We start from the raw sequence: 21,471 nt of genomic DNA, 5'->3' as shown, positions 1-21,471 counted from the left end.
ATGGTATTGGGTTAGCTACGATGAGGAGCGAGCTCAAACATTAAGGTGAAGGACATGCCTTTATCAGCGTTGAGCTGCGCACTGACTTTCCCTTGCATATCTCGCATATTGTTGGCGGTGATGGAAAGCCCTAGCCCTAGTCCTTCACCAATTTTTTTACTGGTTTGGAAAGGTTCGAACATGGTATCGAGTTGGTCCGAAGGTACCCCACACCCATTATCACTTACCACGACCTCAACATTATCGGTAGTGGGTGTAACGGCAATCATTAACTGTGGATCTTGGGTCTCTTTCATCGCATCTAATGCGTTGGAAATTAGGTTGCCGAGCACTTGTTGTAGGCGTTGCTCTTCGCCAATGATATTGGGTAAGTCGTTGGGAATGCGTACTCGAACGTCTACCTTCGCGAGTTGAGATTGATAGACGCGTAGCGTCTCTTCTAAAGCGTTTGTCAGCGATATTTCGTGCAGTGTTTCTGGTTTATTGTAGGCAAACGTTTTTAGCTGACTGGTCATGCTTGCCATGCGGTCAATCAACTTTTGAATCAACTTGTTATTGGCTTTCATCATGTCTGTTTGTCCACGTTCTGCTAGCAATTCATTGGTGGTTAAAAGAGTACGCAGGCCAGTCAATGGTTGGTTTAACTCGTGGGTAATCGCGCTCGACATTCTGCCCAATGCTGCCATTTTGCTTGATTCAATCAATTGCTCTTGGGCTTGTTTTAAAGCTTGAGTTCGCTCTTCCACCCTTTGAGCGAGCTCTTGGTTAATCAGCTGCAGCGATTGTTCCGCTTTTTTACGTTTGCTAATGTCGATTATGGTAGCAAGGAAATACTGCTCACCGTGCCATGGGAAGCTCGTGAGTGAAAATAGTACAGGAAATACGCTGCCATCACTGCGTCGCGCCATGGTTTCTACAGCGCTAATCTCTGCTAGTTCCTTATGCTTTGGCAGATCTCTAAGCAAAGTGAGTGTGGTCGAATTTGAATTACCTGCATCAAATAACTCCCAAGCGAAGGTATGACGATTCACACTTTCAGGAAGACAAAAAAGGCGTTTTGCCATTGGGTTGAGGTCGAACAATAGACCTTGTTCGTCAATCAACAACAAACCAACATGTGTTTTATTGATCATCTGTTTAAGTCGGCGTTGCGATTCTTCTAGTAAGGCTTGAATACGCTGCTGATTGAGATGTTTTTGTCGACGCTGTAAACCAATGATCACCAATAGGATAAGGAGCAGGAGGAGCGCTGCGATACTCCATCCAATGACACTAATCGTTTGCTGAACAGGTTTGGTCGGAATAAGGTAACTGACAAACCAGTTTAAATCGTCCAGCTTTACTGTGTGTGCAAAGTAGCGCTGCTGATTGAGAGTCCAGAAATGAATCACCGTATTGTCATACAGCGTTTGAGTTTCGACTTTGACTTGGTTATTCGGTTCATTAAACCAGTCGGCGTTATAGTTTGTGCTGCTGGAGAGGAAGAAGCGTTGATGGCGATTTTGTAGCGTGATGATGTCTTGGCTGGTGATGGTCTGCTCCGTTAGCAAACTCAGGTTGATTTGAACAACAACGATGCCCGCTATCTCCAAACCATCAAAAATTGGTGCAGAGAGGTAGTAAAGCGGACTAGAACCTTTTGTTTTATTCACCAGTGAGACGCCTTCTCCCTGACGTTGTATTTGTTCGACAATTGCACGGCGGTCAGAGCGGCTGAACCGTTCATCGATCAGACTCGATACCAACACTTCTCCCGAGGTTGAAAGTATCAACCAACCCTCTGTATTCGCGGCTTTATCGAGCTGTGTCAGTTGTGCTTGAAGTGGCTCGTAGTAGTTTAAATTGCCTTTCACAAACGCAATTGTTTCTGGGTTATTCGTGACGAGATAGGGAAGGTGATAGAAACGTTTTAATGCTCGGCGGACTTCACCAATGTAGTCGAGGAGTTTCTGTTGTGCTTCTTGTTGAGTTTGGACGCTCAGCCATTGATGGGCCACCTCTCGGCTAGCACCGTAGAAAAAGATCACCAGCGCACTGATCAATACGGCGGTTAGCCACATTTTCCCATTATTAGTGCGCTGCATACGGACTCCGTTTGGCTGAATATAGTTATCGTAGTTGGTAGTGAAAGAGTGCGCTTAACTGATTGGATGTTAAAGAATTGTGATTAAGAAGTGGGATCTAGCTCCTTTTCTATAGCATGGTTTTTGCTAACTTTAGCAAAGACTTCTATCACCGATCAGGCAGTAACTCATGACTTTTGACGACATTCCGCGTATCGCCCTAATTGAAGATGATGACATCGTTCGTCAAGCAACAAGCCAATGGCTGCAATTGGCGGGGTTTGACGTCATAGCTTTTAGCTCGGGGGAGGAAGGCAAAACCGCCATTCTGAACCAAGAGTTTGATGCGATAATTAGTGATGTTCGTTTGCCAGATACTGATGGAATTTCGATTTTAGAGAGCCTTATTGCGAATCACATTCCAACACCAATGATACTAATTACTGGTCATGGTGATGTGGATATGGCGGTGAATGCGCTACAAAACGGCGCGTTTGATTTTATTGAAAAACCTTTCCAGCCGGAGCGTTTGTCTCAACGTGTCACAGATGCGGTCGAGAGCCATCGCGCGCAAACATCGACGCTTCACCGCCAAGAGTATCTAGCTAGCGTGAGTGGTTTAGAAGAGGTGCTCATTGGTCAAAGTCGAGTGATGCAGCAATTACGCGAGCAAGTTGCGAAATTGGCGAAAATCGATACTAACGTGATCATTTACGGTGAAACAGGTTGTGGTAAAGAGCTGGTGGCGACCAGTTTACACAATGAAAGCCAACGCAGAACCCATCATTTTGTGCCAATCAACTGTGGCGCCATTCCTGAGAACCTGTTTGAAAGTGAGCTGTTTGGGCATGAAGCTGGGGCATTTACCGGAGCGGGTAAAAAGCGCATTGGCAAATTGGAATACGCGGATAAAGGCACCTTATTCTTTGATGAAATCGAGAGTATGCCGCTGTCCATGCAGGTGAAAGTGCTGCGTTCATTACAGGAACATACAGTTGAGCGCGTTGGAGGCAATCAACAGATCTCGGTTGATTTACGAGTGATCGCGGCGGCGAAAGAAGATCTCAATGATCATGAAGAGTTTCGGCAAGATTTATACTATCGGCTCAACGTCGCGCAAATTTATTTGCCGCCACTCAGGGAGAGAGAAGAAGATTCACTGATTTTGTTTGAGCACTTCACCTTGCAAACTAACCCTGAAACCCGACCATTGAGTGATGCAGATAGAAACGCTGTGCTTTCCTACGCTTGGCCTGGGAATGTTCGAGAGCTGCGAAACGTGGCTATGCGTTTTGCTTTGGATGAAACGGTATCTGTGATGGAAATTCTCTCTAGCCGTCCTTCGTCAACCACGGAGGAGACGCAAGTGGGTGTTCCACTGGTTATTCAATTACACAATTTTGAGCGCAAGGTGCTGCATGATTCATTGGTCAGGCATCACGGACGCATTAACGAGGTGATGCAGGAGTTGGATTTACCTCGTCGAACTTTGAATCAAAAGATGCAAAAGTTTGGTTTAAATCGCTCTGATTATACTTAACGCCATTTTTAAGCTGATTTACCGCTATGGGCGTCACAAATATGATTAAGCGCTCTTTGAGGGAGTTGGGACAAACTTATAAGTTAGGCCTTTCCCTTCTCCAAACAAGGTGACTTGGTTTCTGCCCGTATGTTTAGAGCTATACAGCGCTTCGTCTGCTTCAGCAACGACCTCGTGAAGCGATTGTCCCTCTGATAACTCACTGATTCCAAAACTCATGGTGATCTCATTTTCGAATGACTGCAATGAGGCTTCAGTTTCCACCGCCAGGCGAATTTGCTCGGCAACAATTTTGGCGCGTTGTGCTTTTTCAAGTAAAACAATCATGAACTCATCACCACCAAATCGTACTGTGCAAGCTGACTCTGGGAGGTGTTTCTTAAAGATAGCGGCAATCGTAGCCATGACGGAATCGCCTACCGTATGGCCGTAGTGATCATTAATTACTTTGAACTCGTCCATGTCGGTCATGATGATGCTTATTGATTGGTTCCGTTTGTGAGCTTGATTAACAAGGTTTGGAACAATTTCTTCCATCGCGCGACGATTATGAAGCCCTGTGAGAGCGTCTAAATGTGAGAGATCATTGATTGACTGTATCAAGCGGCCATTAATTAGCCACAACATGCTAAAGCTCATAGCGACAATCAGACAGATGCTAAGTAAAAACGTCATCTGGTGGATAAAACCTGCGGTCATAAAATTTGGCACTTCATTGGCGAAAGCGCTCCAAAGTGCTCTGAAGCCCATAAAAATACTGAAGCAAAAGAAGGAGCACGCCATCACTATGGTTGGGAGTTTTTGGTCTTGCTTAGTGCCTTTCAGCATGGCGATCCCACTAAAAAACGTAACGATGCAGATATAAACACTTAAGTAAATGATACGGCTTTTAATTGAATGGTCATGGAAAGTGAAATAATAAAACGAACCGCTGAAAATGGGCGTTAAAAAAGCGAGTGAGTGGGCCAGTTTTAGAGGGAATTGACGAAAAATGCTCACGCTGTAAAGCGTAAGCAAGAAGCCGATTAATATGAGCGTATTAGCTATGACGATGGTAAGCCAATCTGGTGCGGAGCCTCTAAATCCCAGTAAAAAAGGCCCAAAACCAATAAATAACAGCGAGAGAGAAAAAGTCTTTAAGCCTTTGATTTTTTTCTGTGTGTATTGGTAACAAAGTAGACTGATTGAGTAAATGCAAGAGAACAGAATAACGATAAAGTTGAGCGTTCTGATGTCTAAATACTGATTGTCCATAAGCGCTCCACATCAATCCATAGTTCAGGCAACTCCTTTGCCTGATATCAATAAGCGAACTACATATTAACTTACTTATTGAGTGATGTCTTATGTTAAACGGCTATTCATTTACCAGCTCGAATTGTTCGGTTTGGTTGGTTTTCGTCGTAAACAGCAGACCAACAATCATCATAAATACGCTAGGCATAATCCAGCTAGCAAAGTCATTGTACAGAGGCATGTAATTACCCATCCACTCATCGGTGGAATCTGGCATGTAACCTAGGATGTGCAGCGCATCAACACAACCAAACGTTAGAGCAGTGAACGCCGTCGCGACGACCATGATTTGCGACATCTTGTTGCGCACTGGTGCCATGATCATCAACGCAATTGCTACTGGGTGAAGCGCCACAACCGCTGGCAATGTGATAGCCAATAGTTGCTCCAGACCTACGTTGGCGATCAAACCTGCCAATACCATGGGCGTGATAACGCAGCCTTTGTAGTTCACTTTGCTGAAAGTGTTGTCGTAGAACTCACTGCCTGCGGTGGTTACGCCGATAGCAGTAGTCAAACACGCCAATACCATCACGGCACCAAGTAATAGTGAACCAAATGCGCCGAAGTGGCTGAAGGTGAATGCCGTTAAGATGTCGCCACCATTGCTGAACTCAGAACCCAAGTACGAGCTCGTCGAACCAATGTAAGCCAATGAGATGTAAACAAATGCCATGGCAACCGCGTACATCAAAGCTGCGATTAGCGTGTATTTTGCGGTGGCTTTCGGGCAATCCACACCCATGCTGCGAATCGCACGGAAAATAATCCAACCAAAACCGATAGAGCCTAGCGCGTCCATTGTCATGTAGCCTTGAGTCAAGCCTTCAGCAAATGCGCCAGATACGTATGGTCCCGTTGCAGTAGTAAGCTCGCCGGCTGGGTAAACCAGAGCGGTTACAGACATGATCACTAAAATAGCCATCAATGCAGGAGTTAAGATCTTTCCTAGGTTGTCGACCAATTTGCCCGGGTACAGCGCAAACAAGATAGTGATAACGCAGAAAGCAATTGTGAAAGGCACCAAAGCTGCATCACCAAACATTGGCGCAAAGCTGAATTGGTAAGCCACGGTAATTGCGCGCGGAATCACGAACGCAGGGCCAATCACGATAAATACCATCACCCAAAAACTGGTCGCCAAAGGTTTAGGTAGGGCGGCGGTTAATTTGTCTGAACCGTTTACGATAGCCACCATCACCAGTGCCAACGCAGGCAGACCTACGCCTGTTAAGAGGAAGCCAGACATCCCGCTCAGAAAGTTTTCACCTGCTTGATAACCCAAAAATGGAGGGAAGATCAGGTTACCTGCGCCTAAGTACATGGCGAAAGTCATGAAGCCCAAAGCGGCGATATTACGTGCGCTTAACATTGTTATTCCTCTTATGTTTCGCTTGGAAGAAACTGAAAGGAATGGGAGGAGTATGTGGTGTTCCCGTCAGCTTCTTCTCAAGCTGACAGAAAGTTTAGATATAGCCTGTCAGCTCTGAATCAGTTTCAGAGAGAGCAGGAGGATCGCAGCAGCAACGCCAGATGGGCGTTTTAAAGCGAATTGTAATTGCGCAGTTGCTGACATGGGTGATCATTAATGACGAAAAAATACCAAGGAATAGGTTTGCCTTGGCGTGTTGTTACCCTAACGAACATGAGGCTATTGGCACAACCCCGAAGTAGAAAATAAGTTTATACGGTCAATGTTTGTTTCTGAACTGGTGGATCGAACTGCTTTTTTAATTCAAAATTAGAATAAATGACTTATCAATTCTGTAACATGGCTTGTTTTGCTGTATTTTTGTGCTATTTGTAGTCGTTTAGGCTATAAACCTCCGCTGATAAAGTGAGCAGTTTAGAATGATGCGCTTTTTCTTCTTATTGTTAAGACGCTCATTAGTTGCAGTTCAATCCAAAATTGCATCGGCAAAATATTGCTTATCAGCCAATCGTGCATTTATTTTGTCTTGATCACATTTTATTAACCTTTTGCGCTCTAGGCGTGCAACCTCCTTCTCTTCAATGAGCAAGATCTTGCTCACTACTTTGCTATCAAATCAGCATGATTTTGCTCATTTTTGATGTCTTTCAGCGCTTAGTTCAATAAATACAAAGGGTTAAAAGTTGGCATTTCAATTGCTCTAGGGAATTTGTTGTTAATAAAGATTTAACATGATGTAAATCCCCAATCGTGAAACGACTACACGGAGAGTAATAATGAAAATGAATAAGCTGGTAAAAGCTTTGGCTGTCGCTGTGACTTCTTTTGGTATTGCGGCTAACGCTGCGGCAGAGGACCGTAGCTACATTCTTGCTACGGCATCGACAGGTGGTACTTACTACCCTGTGGGCGTAGCGTTGGCGACGTTAAGCAAAGTGAAATTGGCACCAAAGCACCACTTCTCCCTTTCTGCAATCAGCTCTGCGGGCTCTGGTGAAAACGTCAAACTGCTGAACGAGAACGAAGCACAGTTCGCGATCCTACAAGGTCTTTACGGTGCTTGGGCTTGGTCTGGTGAAGGTCCTTATGAGAAGAGCGGTCGTCAAGAACAACTGCGTTCAGTCTCTATGCTGTGGCAAAACGTTGAGCACTTTATTGTTCGCTCTGACTTAGCAAAAACTGGCACGGTGACAGATCTGAACAACCTAGACGGTAAAAAGTTCTCTATCGGTAAGAAGAATTCTGGTACTGAGAACTCGGGTCGCCAAATCATGAAAGGTCTGAAGGTAGATCCTGATAAATTCAACCTTGCTTACATGGGTTACGGCGGCAGTGCGAGCGCACTTCAAAACGGCACCATTGACGGTATGAACACGCCTGCAGGTGTACCTGTTGGTGCGGTCACTCAAGCTTTTGCTGCGCTGGGTAAAGACATTTCGATTCTTTCGTTTACTGACGAGCAAATCAAAAAGGCGAACGGCAATTACAACCTATGGACGAAGTACGAGATCCCAGCGAACACGTACCCGGGTCTAGATAAGCCGATCACCACCATTGCACAGCCAAACTTCTTGGCAGTTCGTGAAGATATCTCGGAAGAAGACGTTTACCAGCTAACCAAAGCGATATACGAGAACCTGCCTTTCCTACAAGGCATCCACAAAGCAACCAAAGCAATGGCGATTGAGAAAGCGATCGCTGGCTTGCCAGTGCCTCTTCACCCAGGTGCGGCACGTTACTACAAAGAAATGGGCATCGAAATCCCATCAGATCTAATGGCGAAATAACGCCAACTTCGCCCCGAGTTTTGGCTCGGGGCATTTTATCCCTACCGATTTTTAAGATGGAAAAAGCCGCCAGAGCTTGGAGTATGAGATGAGCGACTCAATAGAAAAGGAATTGCAGAAGTTTGAGCTGCCCACGCGCACTGATTTTCCGTGGGTAACCACCACAATCACAGTGTTTGGCGTGGTGTTGTCTGCTTTGCACATTTGGTTTAATACCTTATCGACGTTACCAGAGTTATGGATTTCCGCGACCCACTTTGCTGGCTTTGCGGTGATTTGTGCGCTTTGGTATCCGGCTCATATCTCTCTCAAGCAGAGTAAGATTGCACTCGGCATTGATGTGTTAATTGCCATGGGCGCGGTCGCGTGTTTGCTCTACATTCCCTATGCCGAAGATGCGCTGTATGAGCGTGGCGTGAAGTTTGTGACCAGCGATTGGGTCTTCGCCATCATGGCAATTTTGATTGTGATTGAGCTGATCCGACGCACAATGGGCTGGTTTATTCCTGTACTGATTGTGGTGTGTCTGAGTTACGTTGTGCTTTGGGGTAAGTGGGCGACAGGCATTTTCCATTTCCCGGGTTTGAGCATGGAAACCTTGCTCTACCGCAGTTTTTATTCTTCTGAGGGCATGTTTGGCTCTATTTCGCGCATCAGTTGGACTTTTGTATTTATGTTCATTCTGTTTGGTGCGTTTCTTGTTCGCTCTGGTGTTGGTGATTACATCATCAATGTGGCACGAGCTGCGGCAGGCAAAATCATCGGCGGTCCCGGTTTTATTGCGGTGATTGGCTCCGGTTTGATGGGCTCAGTATCTGGCTCAAGTGTGGCAAATACGGTTTCCACCGGTGTTATCAGTATTCCTTTGATGCAAAAAGCAGGTTTCCCTTCACGCTTTGCGGCGGGGGTTGAAGCTGCAGCGTCGACAGGTGGTCAGTTGATGCCACCAGTAATGGGCGCGGGCGCTTTCATCATGGCGTCTTACACGCAAATTCCTTATGTTGATATTATTGCCGTTTCTTTCATTCCTGCTCTTATCTATTTCTTGTCTGTGGCGTTCTTTGTGCGTATTGAAGCCAAACGCAGCGGCGTTCAAAAAATCACGACTAGCGATGAATCTCTACTGAAAGTGTTGATCAGCGGTTGGCACAACCTTATCCCGCTGGCGGTATTGGTTACTTTGTTGGTTCAAGGCTTTACACCGACTTACGCTGCTGGCTTGTCGATCATTTCAGTAGTGGTGGCTTCTTGGTTCTCGAAAGATCATAAGATGGGACCAAAAGCGATCATCGAAGCACTTTCACAAGGTGCGAAAAACATGGCGACAACCGCCGTATTGCTGGTGGGTATTGGTTTGGTGATCAACGTGATCAGTACAACAGGCATCGGCAACACCTTCTCATTGATGATCGACGGTTGGGCGAATGGTGACTTGTTCATCATGATCGTTCTGATTGCGCTCGCTTCTCTTGTTTTGGGTATGGGTTTACCTGTGACAGCGGCGTATATTGTATTGGGTACACTGTCTGCCCCTGCGCTTTACAAGTTGATTGCAGAGAACCAATTGCTTGAATTGATGGTATCGGGTCAATTGCCTGAACAAGCAAAAGCCATCTTTATGTTGGCGGCGCCAGAAAAGCTGGAACTGCTTAATGCTCCAATGGCGTTGGAAACCGCGAAAGAAATGGTGGCGCTAGTACCTGCGGACTTTATGGAAACCCTGCTAGAACAAAGCTTGGGTATGGAAGCGGTAGGTTTGGCATTGCTGGCTGCTCACCTCATCATCTTCTGGTTATCGCAAGACAGCAACGTTACGCCTCCAGTTTGTTTGACCGCATTTGCTGCGGCAACCATCGCTAAAACACCGCCAATGCGCACCGGTTTGATGGCGTGGAAAATCGCCAAAGGTTTATATCTTGTTCCGTTGTTGATTGCTTACACAGGTTTGGTGAGTTGGGATGTGACATCGGTGATCACTGTAGGTTTCTTTGCCATCATCGGTACCTATGCATTGATTGGTGCGATTGAAGGCTACTTGGAAGGTCCTCTAAACATTCTGACGCGTCTCTTGTTGGTAGTGGTGGGTACATTGCTGGTTTGGCACGACATCCCAATGTTGGTTCGTGTGGCAAGCTGCGCGGTATTTGTCGCGGTGTTCATTTACAGTGGTCGCAAGTTCAAATTGCAACAATCTCAACTATCGGTTTTATAAGAGGTCGTATGAAATCAGTCTATGACTACATCATTGTTGGTGGCGGTATCGTTGGCGTATCGACAGCATGGCAACTGCAGCAACGTCACCCAGACAAATCCATTTTATTGGTTGAGAAAGAGTCCGGTTTTGCCAAGCACCAAACTGGACACAATAGCGGCGTAATTCATGCTGGTGTGTACTACGCGCCGGGTAGCTTAAAAGCCGACTTTTGTAAGCGTGGGGTAGAGCGAACCATTTCGTTCTGTGCTGAGCACGATATTCCGGTGGAGAACTGTGGCAAGTTGCTGGTTGCGACCAACGAGCAAGAAGTCGAACGCATGAATGCCCTCTATGAGCGCTGCCATGTAAACGGCATCGACGTAAAGCTACTCGATGAAGTTCAACTCAAACTGGCTGAGCCAAACATCACTGGCTTGGGCGCGATTTATGTTAAAACCACCAGTATTGTCGATTATCGTTTGGTCACTGAGCAGATGGCGGAAGAGTTCCAAAAACTCGGCGGGCAAATTAGCCTGAGAACTAAAGTGGTGGCTGCCGAAGAGAAGGACGAAGAAGTCCAATTGACCTGCATTTCAGACGGTCAAACCATGCAACTGAATACCAAGTTCTTGGTTACTTGCAGCGGCTTGATGGCGGATCGTATGACTAAGATGATGGGTATTCCAACTGACTTTCAGATCATCCCTTATCGTGGTGAATACTACCGCTTGGATAGCAAACACGACCAAGTGGTGAATCATCTTATTTATCCAATTCCCGACCCTGACTTGCCATTCTTGGGCGTCCATCTGACTCGCATGATTGATGGCAGTGTGACCGTAGGTCCAAATGCGGTGCAAGGCTGGAAGCGAGAAGGGTACGACAAGGTTAACTTTAGCCTGCAAGATACCATGCAAATGCTCAGTTTCTCCGGTTTCTGGAAAGTGACACAAAAGCATCTAAAAACCGGACTGGATGAGTTTAAGAACTCGTGGTGGAAGCCGGGCTACCTCAAGTTGGTCAACAAATATTGCCCCAGCATCAAGGTAGAAGATCTCAAACCATATCCTGCGGGTATTCGCGCACAAGCGGTGTTATCTGATGGCACTTTGGTTCATGATTTCTTGTTTGCCGAGAGCGCAAGAAGCTTGCACGTTTGCAACGCCCCCTCTCCTGCTGCGACATCTGCAATGCCCATTGGGGAGTACATTTGCGATAAGGTGAATGAGAAGATAGAGGCAAAACGGTATAAAACAAAGGCGACGTAACTGTCGCCTTTGCTATATTTGAAGCGAGGTTTTATGACTCGCCTTCTTTAGGGCAAAGCTCACCTTTCTTGGCGTGCCTTTCGATCATGTAATCGCCTCGGGCACTGTGCAGGACTATCGCGTTCCAGACTTGGCCATCTTGCAACTCGAACTCAAACGCATAATGGGTGCCGCCGACCATTTTCGTTCTCACCTCATGAATTGCTTTCAATTTATCATCGGCATTCATTTGATAAAGCACCATGTTGAGTGAGCGTCTGGCGTCAGGAGTTGCTTCAGCAAGTTGCCAGTGGCCCTGTTTGTCTGTTGTGGAGCAAATAGACCGCATTTTACTTTTCATGGCGGATGACACCTGCTTGTCTACGGCCAATGCATTTGGTGAAAACAGTGGACCTGTCAAAGGAATCAAAGTTGCCAGAATCTGCTTTAAGGTCATAAAAACACTCCGTTGTTTTACTCTTGCTTGAGTATAGACCTCAATGACTTCAGATGTGGTGCAGTAGACTCTTGGCCTACAATATCGCAGCTCGTATCAACGAACTGATGATAAACAAGGCGACCACACTTGCCAGCCAAATACCAATGAACCACAAAATGGGTTTTAGTTTCATTAGTGATATCCCTCTCCACGTTTCATCTTACCGCGGAAAACCCAATACGAATAAGCCGTGTAGGCTATGATCAGAGGAAGTAATACCACCGCACCGGCAAGTAAAAATGCCAAACTTTTATCTGGCGCGGCGACGTCTTGATAAGTGAGTGCGAAGGGAACCAAGTAAGGAAATGTACTGACACCGAAACCCATCGCGGAAACAAGAAACAGGCCGATGGCAAGAACGTAGGCTCGGACGGCTTTGTGGTCGAGTAAGGCTTTGAATAGCTGCCAAATGAGTGCCGCTGCAATAATTGGTAATATGAAAAACAGTAGTGAGTTTGGTAATGAGAACCAACGTTCAAAGACGATATTTTGGCTCAATGGCAGCCACAAACTGGCGATGAATATACAGGCTACCATCGCTAGTCCCCATCGTCGCGCGACCACGTAGTAACGCCCCATCAGCTCTTCTGGAAGCTTGATTAATAACCAGCATGAACCGAGCAGAATATAAGCACAAACAAGCGCCAGGCCACAAAATACGCTAAATGGTGAAAGCCAATCAAACCATCCACCTGCGTATGCTCGTTCACTAACCTCTATACCTTGGAGCAGGGTTCCGAGCATAAGCCTTGCATCAATGCCGCGGTGAGTGAACCAATGAAAAAAGCGCTATCCCATAAAAACTTTCCGCGTTGTGTTCGGAAGCGATACTCAAAAGAAACCCCGCGCAGAATTAACCCGAGCAGCATTAAAATCAGAGGAGCATAGAGTGCTGGCATAATGACCGCGTAGGCGAGGGGGAACACGGCAAAAAGCCCACCACCGCCAAGAACTAGCCAAGTTTCATTACCATCCCAAACAGGAGCGATGCTGTTCATCATCATGTCGCGCTCTTCATCGTCATTAGCGCTGAGGAATAGGATACCAATACCGAGATCAAAGCCATCTAACACGACATAAATCAGAACGGCGAGCCCGATCAAAGCGTACCAAATTAATGCGTAATCCATGAGCTAGCCTCCTAGGTTAGATGGTTAGAGTGTGCGATGGCATCGGTTTTCGTGCCATCAGGAAGTCGGCTGTCTAAGCCTTCTTCATAACGAGTTGGAGATTTGCGCATCAAACGCAGTAGGTAGAAGAAGCCTGCTCCAAAAACCACAAAGTAAACCACGATGAACGCCGTCAGGGAGACGCTCACCGCGGCGGCATCAATAGGCGATGCCGAATTGGCTGTGGTTAAAAGACCATACACAGTGTAAGGCTGGCGACCGACTTCAGTGGTTATCCAGCCTGCTAAAACCGCAATGAATCCCGCTGGGGCAAACAGTACGCAGATACGTTGAAGTGTTCTTGAATCAAAAAGTTTGCGACGTTTTCTTAGCCATAGGCTCCACAGGCCAATAACAAGCATGGCAAAACCAAGCGCGACCATTACTCTGAAAGACCAGAAAACGATAGAGACAGGAGGGTGTTCCTCCTCAGGAAAAGCATCTAACCCCTTTACTTTGCCGTTTAGGTCATGAGTTAAAATCAAGCTACCGAGTTTGGGGATTTCTAGTGCGTATTCCATACGTTTTTCTTTATCGTTAGGGATACCGAAGAGAATCAATGGCGCGCCTTGGTGAGACTCATAGTGCCCTTCCATCGCGGCAACTTTGGCAGGTTGATGTTCAAGGGTGTTTAAACCATGCATGTCTCCAGCAACGATTTGAATTGGTGTCACGATGGCAGCCATCCACATTGCCATCGAGAACATAATTCTGGCTAGAGGGTTATGGTTTGCTTTTAGTAAGTGATAAGCGGCAACGCCGGCTACAACAAAGGCAGTAGTAAGGTAAGCGGCGAGCAACATATGAACGAGCCGGTAAGGGAAGGAAGGGTTGAAGACAATCGCCCACCAGTCTTCTGGGATAAACTGTCCGGCTTCGTTGATACTGTAGCCCGCTGGTGTTTGCATCCAACTATTAACCGAAAGTATCCAAAACGCAGACAAAAACGTCCCGAATGCAACAATACAAGTCGCGGTGAAGTGAAGCTTCTTGCCTACCTTATCCATACCGAAAAGCATCACGCCTAAAAAGCCCGCTTCGAGGAAAAACGCAGTAAAAACTTCATAGCCCATTAGCGGGCCTAGGATTGGGCCTGTTTTGTCGGCAAACACGCTCCAGTTGGTCCCGAATTGATAGCTCAACACGATGCCACTTACCACACCCATACCAAAACTGATGGCAAAGATTTTGAGCCAGTATTTATAGATCTGCATGTACTGTTTGTTGCCCGTTTTTAAGTACAAGCCTTCTAACACGGCGAGGTAACTTGCCAAACCAATCGTAAACGCTGGAAAAATGATGTGGAAAGAGACAGTAAAGGCAAATTGGAATCTGGCTAAATCGATGGCGAGTGTATCCATGGGCATTCCCTTTTAAGTTTCGAATTAACAGTTCGCCGAATTAGAAGAGATGAGGGAAGAGCGACGAACAAAATGGAATACGAAGAAGGAAGGCTAAGAGATTAAAAAACGATCGCTTTTTACGGCAGTGCGTACCATCTTTTAGATAAAGGAGGAGTTGTTATGAGCCTTAAACACTACTTTGAGAAAGCGACACCTAAGTTTGGCCCAGGTGGGAAGTATCACAAGTTCTATCCATTGTTCGAAGCTGTCGAAACCATTTTTTACACGCCTGGTAAGGTTAACCAGGGCATGACTCACGTTCGAGATAGCATCGATTTAAAACGTATTATGATCATGGTGTGGCTGGCGGTCTTCCCTGCCATGTTCTGGGGTATGTACAACATAGGTCAGCAGTCCAGCGATGCTTTGTTGTATGGAATGGATCAAGCCTCAGCTCAGCAAGCGCTGGCCTCTTCGTGGCAACTGAGTTGGGTATGGGGCTCGTTAGATGCGGTTTCACAGGCGGGGTGGGCAAGTAAAATGTGGCTTGGCGCCACTTACTTTATTCCGGTTTATGCGACGGTGTTTATCGTTGGTGGTTTCTGGGAAGTTCTGTTTGCTATTGTTCGAAAGCATGAGGTGAACGAAGGCTTTTTTGTCAGCTCTATACTATTCGCGCTGATCCTTCCTCCGACAATTCCACTGTGGCAAGCGGCTTTAGGTATCACTTTCGGTATTGTTGTGGCGAAGGAGATTTTCGGTGGTACGGGGCGAAACTTCTTAAACCCGGCACTAGCAGGGCGAGCCTTCTTGTACTTCGCTTATCCCGCTAACATGTCTGGCGGGGCTGTTTGGGTTGCGGCAGATGGTTACTCTGGCGCTACACCGCTGAGCCAATGGTATGAAGGTGGACAAAGTGCCTTGATAAATAGTATGACGGGACAGCCAATTTCATGGGGAGATGCTCTTGTTGGTAATCTGCCAGGCTCGATGGGTGAAGTCTCCACGCTGTTGATTGCATTAACAGGCTTTATTCTTATCTTTATGAAGATAGCGTCGTGGCGAATCGTTGCAGGCGTGTTGGTTGGTTTAGTGGCGGCTTCATTATTATTGAATGCGATCGGTTCGGACTCTAACCCAATGTTCTCCATGCCGTTTTACTGGCACTTCGTGATTGGTGGGGTCGCGTTTGGTACCTTCTTTATGGCGACAGATCCTGTCTCGGCGGCTTTTACCAATGGCGGTAAATGGGCATACGGACTATTAATCGGTGTGATGACGATTTTTATCCGAGTGCTGAACCCAGCTTATCCAGAAGGCATCATGTTAGCGATTCTATTTGCTAACTTATTCGCGCCACTTTTCGATTATTTAGTCAAAGAAAGTAATATCAAACGCAGAATGAAAAGGGCGAGACCTTCTTAAAATGAGGGTGACTTCACTGAAAGTTGATTGAAAACTGCACTATATTGAAAAGGTCAGAAACATGGGGTTTCTGGCTTTTTATTTTTATCAGGAGGACGAAGACGATGAGAATAAAGGATATTCTCGATAGCCGTTTGGTGCTGTCGTTCTGGTACAACCTAGACTACTGCTTGTCTCTTCTTAGTAAAATCTCTTCTCGTTGATTTCCTCAATGCAACCGCATTGAAAAGCATTTTATCTATTTGTTTTTTTTAGTCTTACGTGATAGCGCGTAGGGCAATGCGTATAAGGAAATTAACAATGAAACGTATTCCAGAACCTTTCCGTATCAAAATGGTTGAGCCAATCAAAATGACCACTTTGGCAGACCGTGAAGTCGCGTTAAAAGAAGCGGGTTATAACCCATTTCTTCTTCGTAGTGATGATGTTTATATCGATTTGCTGACTGACTCTGGCACTGGTGCCATGAGTGATAATCAGTGGGCTGGCATCATGATGGGGGATGAATCCTATGCGGGTAGCCGAAATTACTACAACCTGTGTGATGCAGTAGAGCACTTCTTTGGTTACAAGCTCACCGTGCCTGCGCACCAAGGGCGTGGTGCCGAGCAAATTTTGTTCCCAGCTTTGATTGAGCGTATGCGTCAAGTGCGTGGTGGTGAAACGCCAGTATTTATATCGAACTACCATTTTGATACCACCGCGGGTCACATCGAGCTCAATGGCGGTAAAGCAATTAACGTGGTAACGGAAGAAGCATTCGACACCACTACGCCTTATGATTGGAAGGGCAACTTTGATATCGATAAGCTGGTGGCAACAATTGAAGCGCACGGTTCACATAACATTTGTGCGATTATCACCACGATTACTTGTAATAGCTCCGGTGGCCAGCCTGTGTCGATGGAAAACATGCGCAGCGTGTACGAGATTGCAACCAAGTACGATATTCCAGTGGTGATTGACTCGGCTCGTTACTGTGAGAACGCCTACTTTATTAAGCAGCGTGAAGAAGGGTACGAAGATAAATCGATTCTGGAAATCATTCGCGAGATGTACCAATACGGTGACATGCTCACCATGTCGGCTAAGAAAGACCCGATGGTAAACATTGGTGGTATGTGTTGTATTCGTGATCATAAAGAGTTGTTCCAAGCAGTGCAGACACGTTGTGTACCCATGGAAGGATTTGTGACATACGGTGGTATGGCTGGGCGTGATATGGAAGCGCTCGCTCGCGGTTTGTATGAAGCGGCAGATGAAGATTTTCTTCACTACCGAATTAGCCAAGTTCAATACTTAGGTGAGCGCTTACGTGAAGGCGGTATTCCAATTCAATACCCAACGGGTGGTCACGCAGTGTTTGTGGATGCCGCTAAGATTTTGCCACATATTCCAACGGATCAGTTCCCTGCGCAGGTATTGTGTAATGCCTTGTACTTGGAGGCGGGTATTCGAGCAGTAGAGATAGGATCACTACTGCTTGGTCGTGACCCTGATACGGGTAAACAAAAAGCGTCAGAGTTAGAATTAATGCGTTTGACCATTCCACGCCGCGTCTATACCAACGACCATATGGATTACATTGCGGATGCGATTATCGAGCTGAAAAATCGTGCACATGAGTTAAAAGGGCTCACTTTTGAGTATGAACCACCAGTGCTGCGCCACTTTACTGCTCGGTTTAAAGAAATCGATTAATTAAGGTTTGAATATAGAAAAGCAAAAGGCCGCGAGTTTCGCGGCCTTTTTCGATTTGTTTCTTAGCGTTACAGTTACGCCAACTCTAATGTAATGCGAACGAACTGATCGTCCTGGTACTGCACTTCATAATTGAAGGTACCACTGGCGTAAATGCTGCCAAGGAAAAGTGAGCGTTGACTCATTGGTCCACGGAACAGCATCGAAATAGGAGCGATTAGGGCGTTATTATCATCGAAATGCTGATTTAAGTTCTCAGAAAGCACACATAGCAAACAGCCGTGTTGGTCGTGAGATAAGTCGACGTCTTCCGGTCGAGATAATAATACGGTAGTCCCCAACTTCTTCTCAATCTCGTTAATCAACAGCAAGTAGCTATCTAGATCAGGTTGAGGGTTACTTGGTTTATCTGCACCCACGCAACGTTCGAGTAACGCTTCCAGATTTCCGTTCTCGCCTTTTGCCTGCTGAGTCAAAGACTTTAACGGCTTTTTAATCAGCTTATAGCGATTACTCTTCAGTTTTGGCTTCAGCCATTTCTGCAGTAAGTCGTTACGCTCTTTAAGGGAGAGGCCATGTGAGGACGCGTGAATTTTAAAGTGCAGGTGCAATAAAGCGTGAACCGCAAGCTCACTCAGAAGTTGGTTAGCATCTGTAGACTGTCTTGCCTGCTTAGAACTTTGCATTACACTCGAACAAAATTAGGGAAGAAGGATAATGGTGCCGAGAGAGGGACTCGAACCCTCACACCAAAGGCACTAGCACCTCATGCTAGCGTGTCTACCAATTTCACCATCTCGGCATCATGATGCTCTGAATACTCAGAGGCCTCGAAAAGAAGCACCGCGAATTGTATAACCAAAATCCATCTGTTGGCGAGAGCAAAATGACGAATTTTGGATCTTTCGAGTTTGATTGCGTATTTATTGGTCACTTTTGCGTTTTTTACCATCAAAGTCTGTCCTTATACCCTTACTTTTATTAACAGTATGACGACAAAAGAACGTTTTTGCCTAAATTTTGAACGCTTGAACGTTTGCGTAAATAAATGTGATGAATATCTCTTTTTGTTGGCTATACTTGCGTCCCGTTTAAGCGGGAATTAGGGTTTAGTTGTTCAGGACCCTTACCCATACAAGCCGTCACATGGAGCAGGCCAAGCAATACGCTCGCCAGCAGTGAATGACCCCACGGACCGGACCAGCTACGTTCAATTGCTTGTATAAGGTAAAAATAAGATGTCGAACTATTCGTTCTGTCTACATTCTGGATCTGAAGGCGAGTTATCACTCGCTGCGTTGTCCCTTTCTTCTGCCAATTCCTTTGGCTCTTTTTTCTTTTTCAACGTTCAGTAGGTCCAGCTCATGAGTGTTCTATTTAGTCTATTTGGTATTGTTGCACTGCTAGGTTGTGCTTTCCTACTTTCTGAGGGCCGTTCTTCCATTAATTGGAAAACCGTATCTCGCGCCTTGATGCTACAAATGGGATTTGCCGCCTTAGTGCTTTATTTCCCGTTAGGTCAGGCGGCGCTGGCGAGTTTAAGTAATGGTGTCGCGGGGCTACTCAGCTTTGCTGATGAGGGGATTAAATTCCTCTTTGGTGACCTCGCTTCTTCTGGCTTTATCTTCGCTATTCGTGTCCTTCCTATCATCATCTTCTTCAGTGCTCTTATCTCCGCCCTTTACTACTTGGGCATTATGCAAAAAGTGATTCAATTTATTGGCGGTGCTATCCAGAAGTTCTTGGGCACCAGCAAAGCAGAGTCTCTGGTTGCAACAGGTAACATTTTCTTATCTCAAGGCGAGTCCCCACTTCTTATTCGTCCATTTCTTTCGAACATGACTCGCTCTGAACTATTTGCTGTGATGGCTGGTGGTATGGCTTCAGTGGCGGGCAGTGTGCTTGGTGGTTATGCCGGTTTGGGTGTCGACCTAAAATACTTGATTGCGGCAAGCTTTATGGCAGCTCCAGGTAGTTTGATGATGGCAAAAATCATTGTTCCTGAACGCCAAACGCCAAGCGATTACAACGATATTGAGCTAGATAAATCAGAAGAAAGCAACGTTATTGATGCGCTAGCAAGCGGTGCTATGGGCGGTATGAAAGTGGCCGTTGCTGTTGGTACCATGCTTATCGCTTTTGTTAGTGTTATCGCGATGGTGAACACGGGACTAGAAAACTTAGGTGACATACTTGGTTTCTCTGGTGTGACGCTACAAGCGATTTTTGGTTACTTGTTTGCACCTCTAGCGTGGTTGATTGGTGTGCCAAGCCACGAAATCCTTGCTGCGGGTTCATACATTGGTCAGAAAGTTGTGATGAACGAATTCGTCGCGTTTATCGATTTTGTACAGCACAAAGCGACGCTGTCTGAGCATACTCAAGTCATCATCACTTTTGCGTTGTGTGGCTTTGCAAACATTGGCTCAATTGCGATTCAGCTGGGTTCTATCGGCGTGATGGCACCTGAGCGCCGCAAAGATGTAGCAAGTTTAGGCCTAAAAGCGGTTGCTGCTGGCACACTCGCTAACCTGATGAGTGCGTGTTTAGCGGGCATTTTCATCTCGCTCTAATTTAGATTGAAGATGCACACTAAAAACCCGCCTAAATGGCGGGTTTTATTATTTCTAAGGCTTAGGTATTAAGCCGTAGGGTATTGATTTAAAAGCGTCAGGGTGCTCTTGATAAGTTGGCGCTTTATGTACCCCTTTCCAATCGAGCAGCATGATGGCTAGCACGTTACGGTGTTCGCCGTACTTGAGCTCAAAACTCCCATCGACCGATGGAATCATCCCTTTTTCAGCGTTAATTGCTTGACGAATGGCTTGGCGGGTTTTCTCGACGACCGGATCGTGATCCAAGCCTGCTAACAAAAACGAAATGCCGACTTCTGCAATCACGTCTTCTTTGGCGCGCAGTAGGATAGTGTCGATGTTGTTGCGAAAGTAATCATAAATCCATTGGTGTTTCTTTTCGCTTACTCGCTCCTGATAATACTGTGAATCGGCAAAGATGATGTGCGTCATACCATAGAGCTTGTTCCAATACTGCTGAGCTGACAGCATCTTATCTTTATCGTCGGGGTAGGTATTGCGAAAGGTTTGAGTAAATTCCTCGACCACATCTTGCTCACCAAGCTGGCGAAGCCAGTAGACTTGGTTTGCGAGCTGAGCTGCCCACGCCTCTATCATTTCTTTGTCCGTAACGTAACGCGAGAAATCGTAGCGCCTCAGGATCTTTCTCAGCGTTTTGTCTTGCTTATGTTTCAGACCATATTCGTTTGCTCTTGCCATTGCGCCAAGCAAATCCACGCCAAGATAAAGATATTCAGGATGGTGTTTTGTGACGGTATAGCGTCGTTGCCCTCGCTCACTTTCTTTCTCTTGATACGCGGTCAATCTTTGTGATGAATAAAGAATAATATCTTCAGGTTCAAAGACTTCATTAGCAAATCGGTTTAATCGGCTAGCTACTTGTGCCATGTCGGTCCAAACGGCAGCGTGATATTTCTCATCTAACGTCTGGCGGTACATGCGTAAGCCAAAGTGCCCCTCTTTAAACGCAGGTAAAGTGAACAGTTCCTGCTCGTAGGTATTACGAATCAACTGTGCTGATTGAGCATTATCTAGGAGCGGTATCTCTTCCTGTGATGCCTGAACAGCAAAGGTAAGTGAGCAAGAGAGTAAGACCGCTAAGCTAAGAGGTTTGATGCGCATAAATCCATTCCCTATGAAGTCCTGAATCTAAACCTACCATCAATATTAATTAAGAATGT

Annotated in this window: 15 protein-coding genes, 1 tRNA gene and 1 pseudogene; 7 read left to right on the top strand and 10 right to left on the bottom strand. The window is 46.1% G+C overall.

Annotation, left to right across the window (positions count from 1 at the left end):
* Positions 1-11: 11 nt before the first annotated feature.
* Positions 12-2,084 (bottom strand): ATP-binding protein, encoded by a 2,073-nt coding sequence (locus D8S93_RS12765; RefSeq protein WP_152813510.1) that lies wholly within the window; start codon positions 2,082-2,084, stop codon positions 12-14.
* Between the two features lie 169 nt (positions 2,085-2,253).
* Here D8S93_RS12765 and D8S93_RS12760 point away from each other — a divergent pair, with 169 nt between their 5' ends.
* The gene (locus tag D8S93_RS12760; RefSeq protein WP_152813508.1) at positions 2,254-3,603 is read left to right on the top strand and encodes a sigma-54-dependent transcriptional regulator; all 1,350 of its coding nucleotides are present in this window, start codon (positions 2,254-2,256) and stop codon (positions 3,601-3,603) included.
* A gap of 45 nt (positions 3,604-3,648) precedes the next feature.
* Here D8S93_RS12760 and D8S93_RS12755 read toward each other — a convergent pair whose 3' ends face one another.
* Positions 3,649-4,857 (bottom strand): sensor domain-containing diguanylate cyclase, encoded by a 1,209-nt coding sequence (locus D8S93_RS12755; protein WP_046873888.1) that lies wholly within the window; start codon positions 4,855-4,857, stop codon positions 3,649-3,651.
* A gap of 103 nt (positions 4,858-4,960) precedes the next feature.
* Positions 4,961-6,271: a branched-chain amino acid transport system II carrier protein gene (gene brnQ, locus D8S93_RS12750; RefSeq protein WP_152813506.1), complete on the bottom strand. Its 1,311-nt coding sequence runs from the start codon at positions 6,269-6,271 to the stop codon at positions 4,961-4,963.
* 836 nt (positions 6,272-7,107) lie between these two features.
* Between brnQ and D8S93_RS12740 the strand changes: the two genes are divergently transcribed.
* From D8S93_RS12740 to lhgO, 3 genes are all read left to right on the top strand, one after another.
* The gene (locus D8S93_RS12740; protein WP_134645369.1) at positions 7,108-8,118 is read left to right on the top strand and encodes a TAXI family TRAP transporter solute-binding subunit; all 1,011 of its coding nucleotides are present in this window, start codon (positions 7,108-7,110) and stop codon (positions 8,116-8,118) included.
* Between the two features lie 88 nt (positions 8,119-8,206).
* On the top strand, positions 8,207-10,330 hold the full coding sequence (locus D8S93_RS12735; RefSeq protein ID WP_009705104.1) for a TRAP transporter permease: 2,124 nt from the start codon (positions 8,207-8,209) through the stop codon (positions 10,328-10,330).
* Positions 10,331-10,338: 8 nt separating this feature from the next.
* Complete coding sequence (gene lhgO, locus D8S93_RS12730) at positions 10,339-11,580, top strand: L-2-hydroxyglutarate oxidase (RefSeq protein WP_152813503.1); 1,242 nt, start codon at positions 10,339-10,341, stop codon at positions 11,578-11,580.
* 31 nt (positions 11,581-11,611) lie between these two features.
* Here lhgO and D8S93_RS12725 read toward each other — a convergent pair whose 3' ends face one another.
* The 4 genes and pseudogenes from D8S93_RS12725 to D8S93_RS12710 form a co-directional block, all read right to left on the bottom strand.
* A complete protein-coding gene (locus tag D8S93_RS12725; protein ID WP_152813501.1) occupies positions 11,612-12,016 on the bottom strand; it encodes a cystatin in 405 nt (134 codons plus the stop codon).
* Positions 12,017-12,092: 76 nt separating this feature from the next.
* Entirely contained in the window at positions 12,093-12,191 is a 99-nt protein-coding gene (locus D8S93_RS25415; protein ID WP_074189740.1) for a DUF2474 family protein, read from the bottom strand.
* Positions 12,191-13,188, bottom strand: a pseudogene (gene cydB / locus D8S93_RS12715) (cytochrome d ubiquinol oxidase subunit II). Before cydB ends, D8S93_RS25415 begins: the two are co-directional and overlap by 1 nt.
* Positions 13,189-13,199: 11 nt before the next feature.
* Positions 13,200-14,588, bottom strand: coding sequence for a cytochrome ubiquinol oxidase subunit I (locus D8S93_RS12710; RefSeq protein WP_104972232.1), 1,389 nt, complete (start codon positions 14,586-14,588; stop codon positions 13,200-13,202).
* 162 nt (positions 14,589-14,750) lie between these two features.
* Here D8S93_RS12710 and D8S93_RS12705 point away from each other — a divergent pair, with 162 nt between their 5' ends.
* Both D8S93_RS12705 and D8S93_RS12700 read left to right on the top strand, forming a co-directional pair.
* Entirely contained in the window at positions 14,751-15,995 is a 1,245-nt protein-coding gene (locus D8S93_RS12705; RefSeq protein WP_047007977.1) for an NADH:ubiquinone reductase (Na(+)-transporting) subunit B, read from the top strand.
* Between the two features lie 300 nt (positions 15,996-16,295).
* Positions 16,296-17,696: a tryptophanase gene (locus D8S93_RS12700; RefSeq protein WP_048624681.1), complete on the top strand. Its 1,401-nt coding sequence runs from the start codon at positions 16,296-16,298 to the stop codon at positions 17,694-17,696.
* Between the two features lie 74 nt (positions 17,697-17,770).
* On the opposite strand, the gene D8S93_RS12695 is transcribed toward D8S93_RS12700, so the two are convergent.
* Positions 17,771-18,382, bottom strand: coding sequence for a DUF2913 family protein (locus D8S93_RS12695; RefSeq protein ID WP_005374167.1), 612 nt, complete (start codon positions 18,380-18,382; stop codon positions 17,771-17,773).
* A 32-nt stretch (positions 18,383-18,414) separates the two neighbouring features.
* Positions 18,415-18,498 (bottom strand) — tRNA-Leu (locus D8S93_RS12690).
* 562 nt (positions 18,499-19,060) lie between these two features.
* Between D8S93_RS12690 and D8S93_RS12680 the strand changes: the two genes are divergently transcribed.
* Positions 19,061-20,269 (top strand): NupC/NupG family nucleoside CNT transporter, encoded by a 1,209-nt coding sequence (locus D8S93_RS12680; RefSeq protein WP_005393641.1) that lies wholly within the window; start codon positions 19,061-19,063, stop codon positions 20,267-20,269.
* Positions 20,270-20,323: 54 nt separating this feature from the next.
* On the opposite strand, the gene D8S93_RS12675 is transcribed toward D8S93_RS12680, so the two are convergent.
* Positions 20,324-21,412 carry a DUF3541 domain-containing protein gene (locus D8S93_RS12675; RefSeq protein WP_152813499.1) on the bottom strand — a complete coding sequence of 363 codons (1,089 nt, stop codon included), beginning with the start codon at positions 21,410-21,412 and terminating at the stop codon, positions 20,324-20,326.
* Positions 21,413-21,471 lie beyond the last annotated feature (59 nt).

Origin of the sequence: Vibrio sp. VGrn 2 (assembly GCF_009361695.1) — a bacterium.
Lineage (GTDB): Bacteria > Pseudomonadota > Gammaproteobacteria > Enterobacterales > Vibrionaceae > Vibrio > Vibrio diabolicus.
The sequence above is the reverse complement of the archived record's forward strand: the minus strand, read 5'-3'. Positions and strand labels throughout refer to the sequence as shown.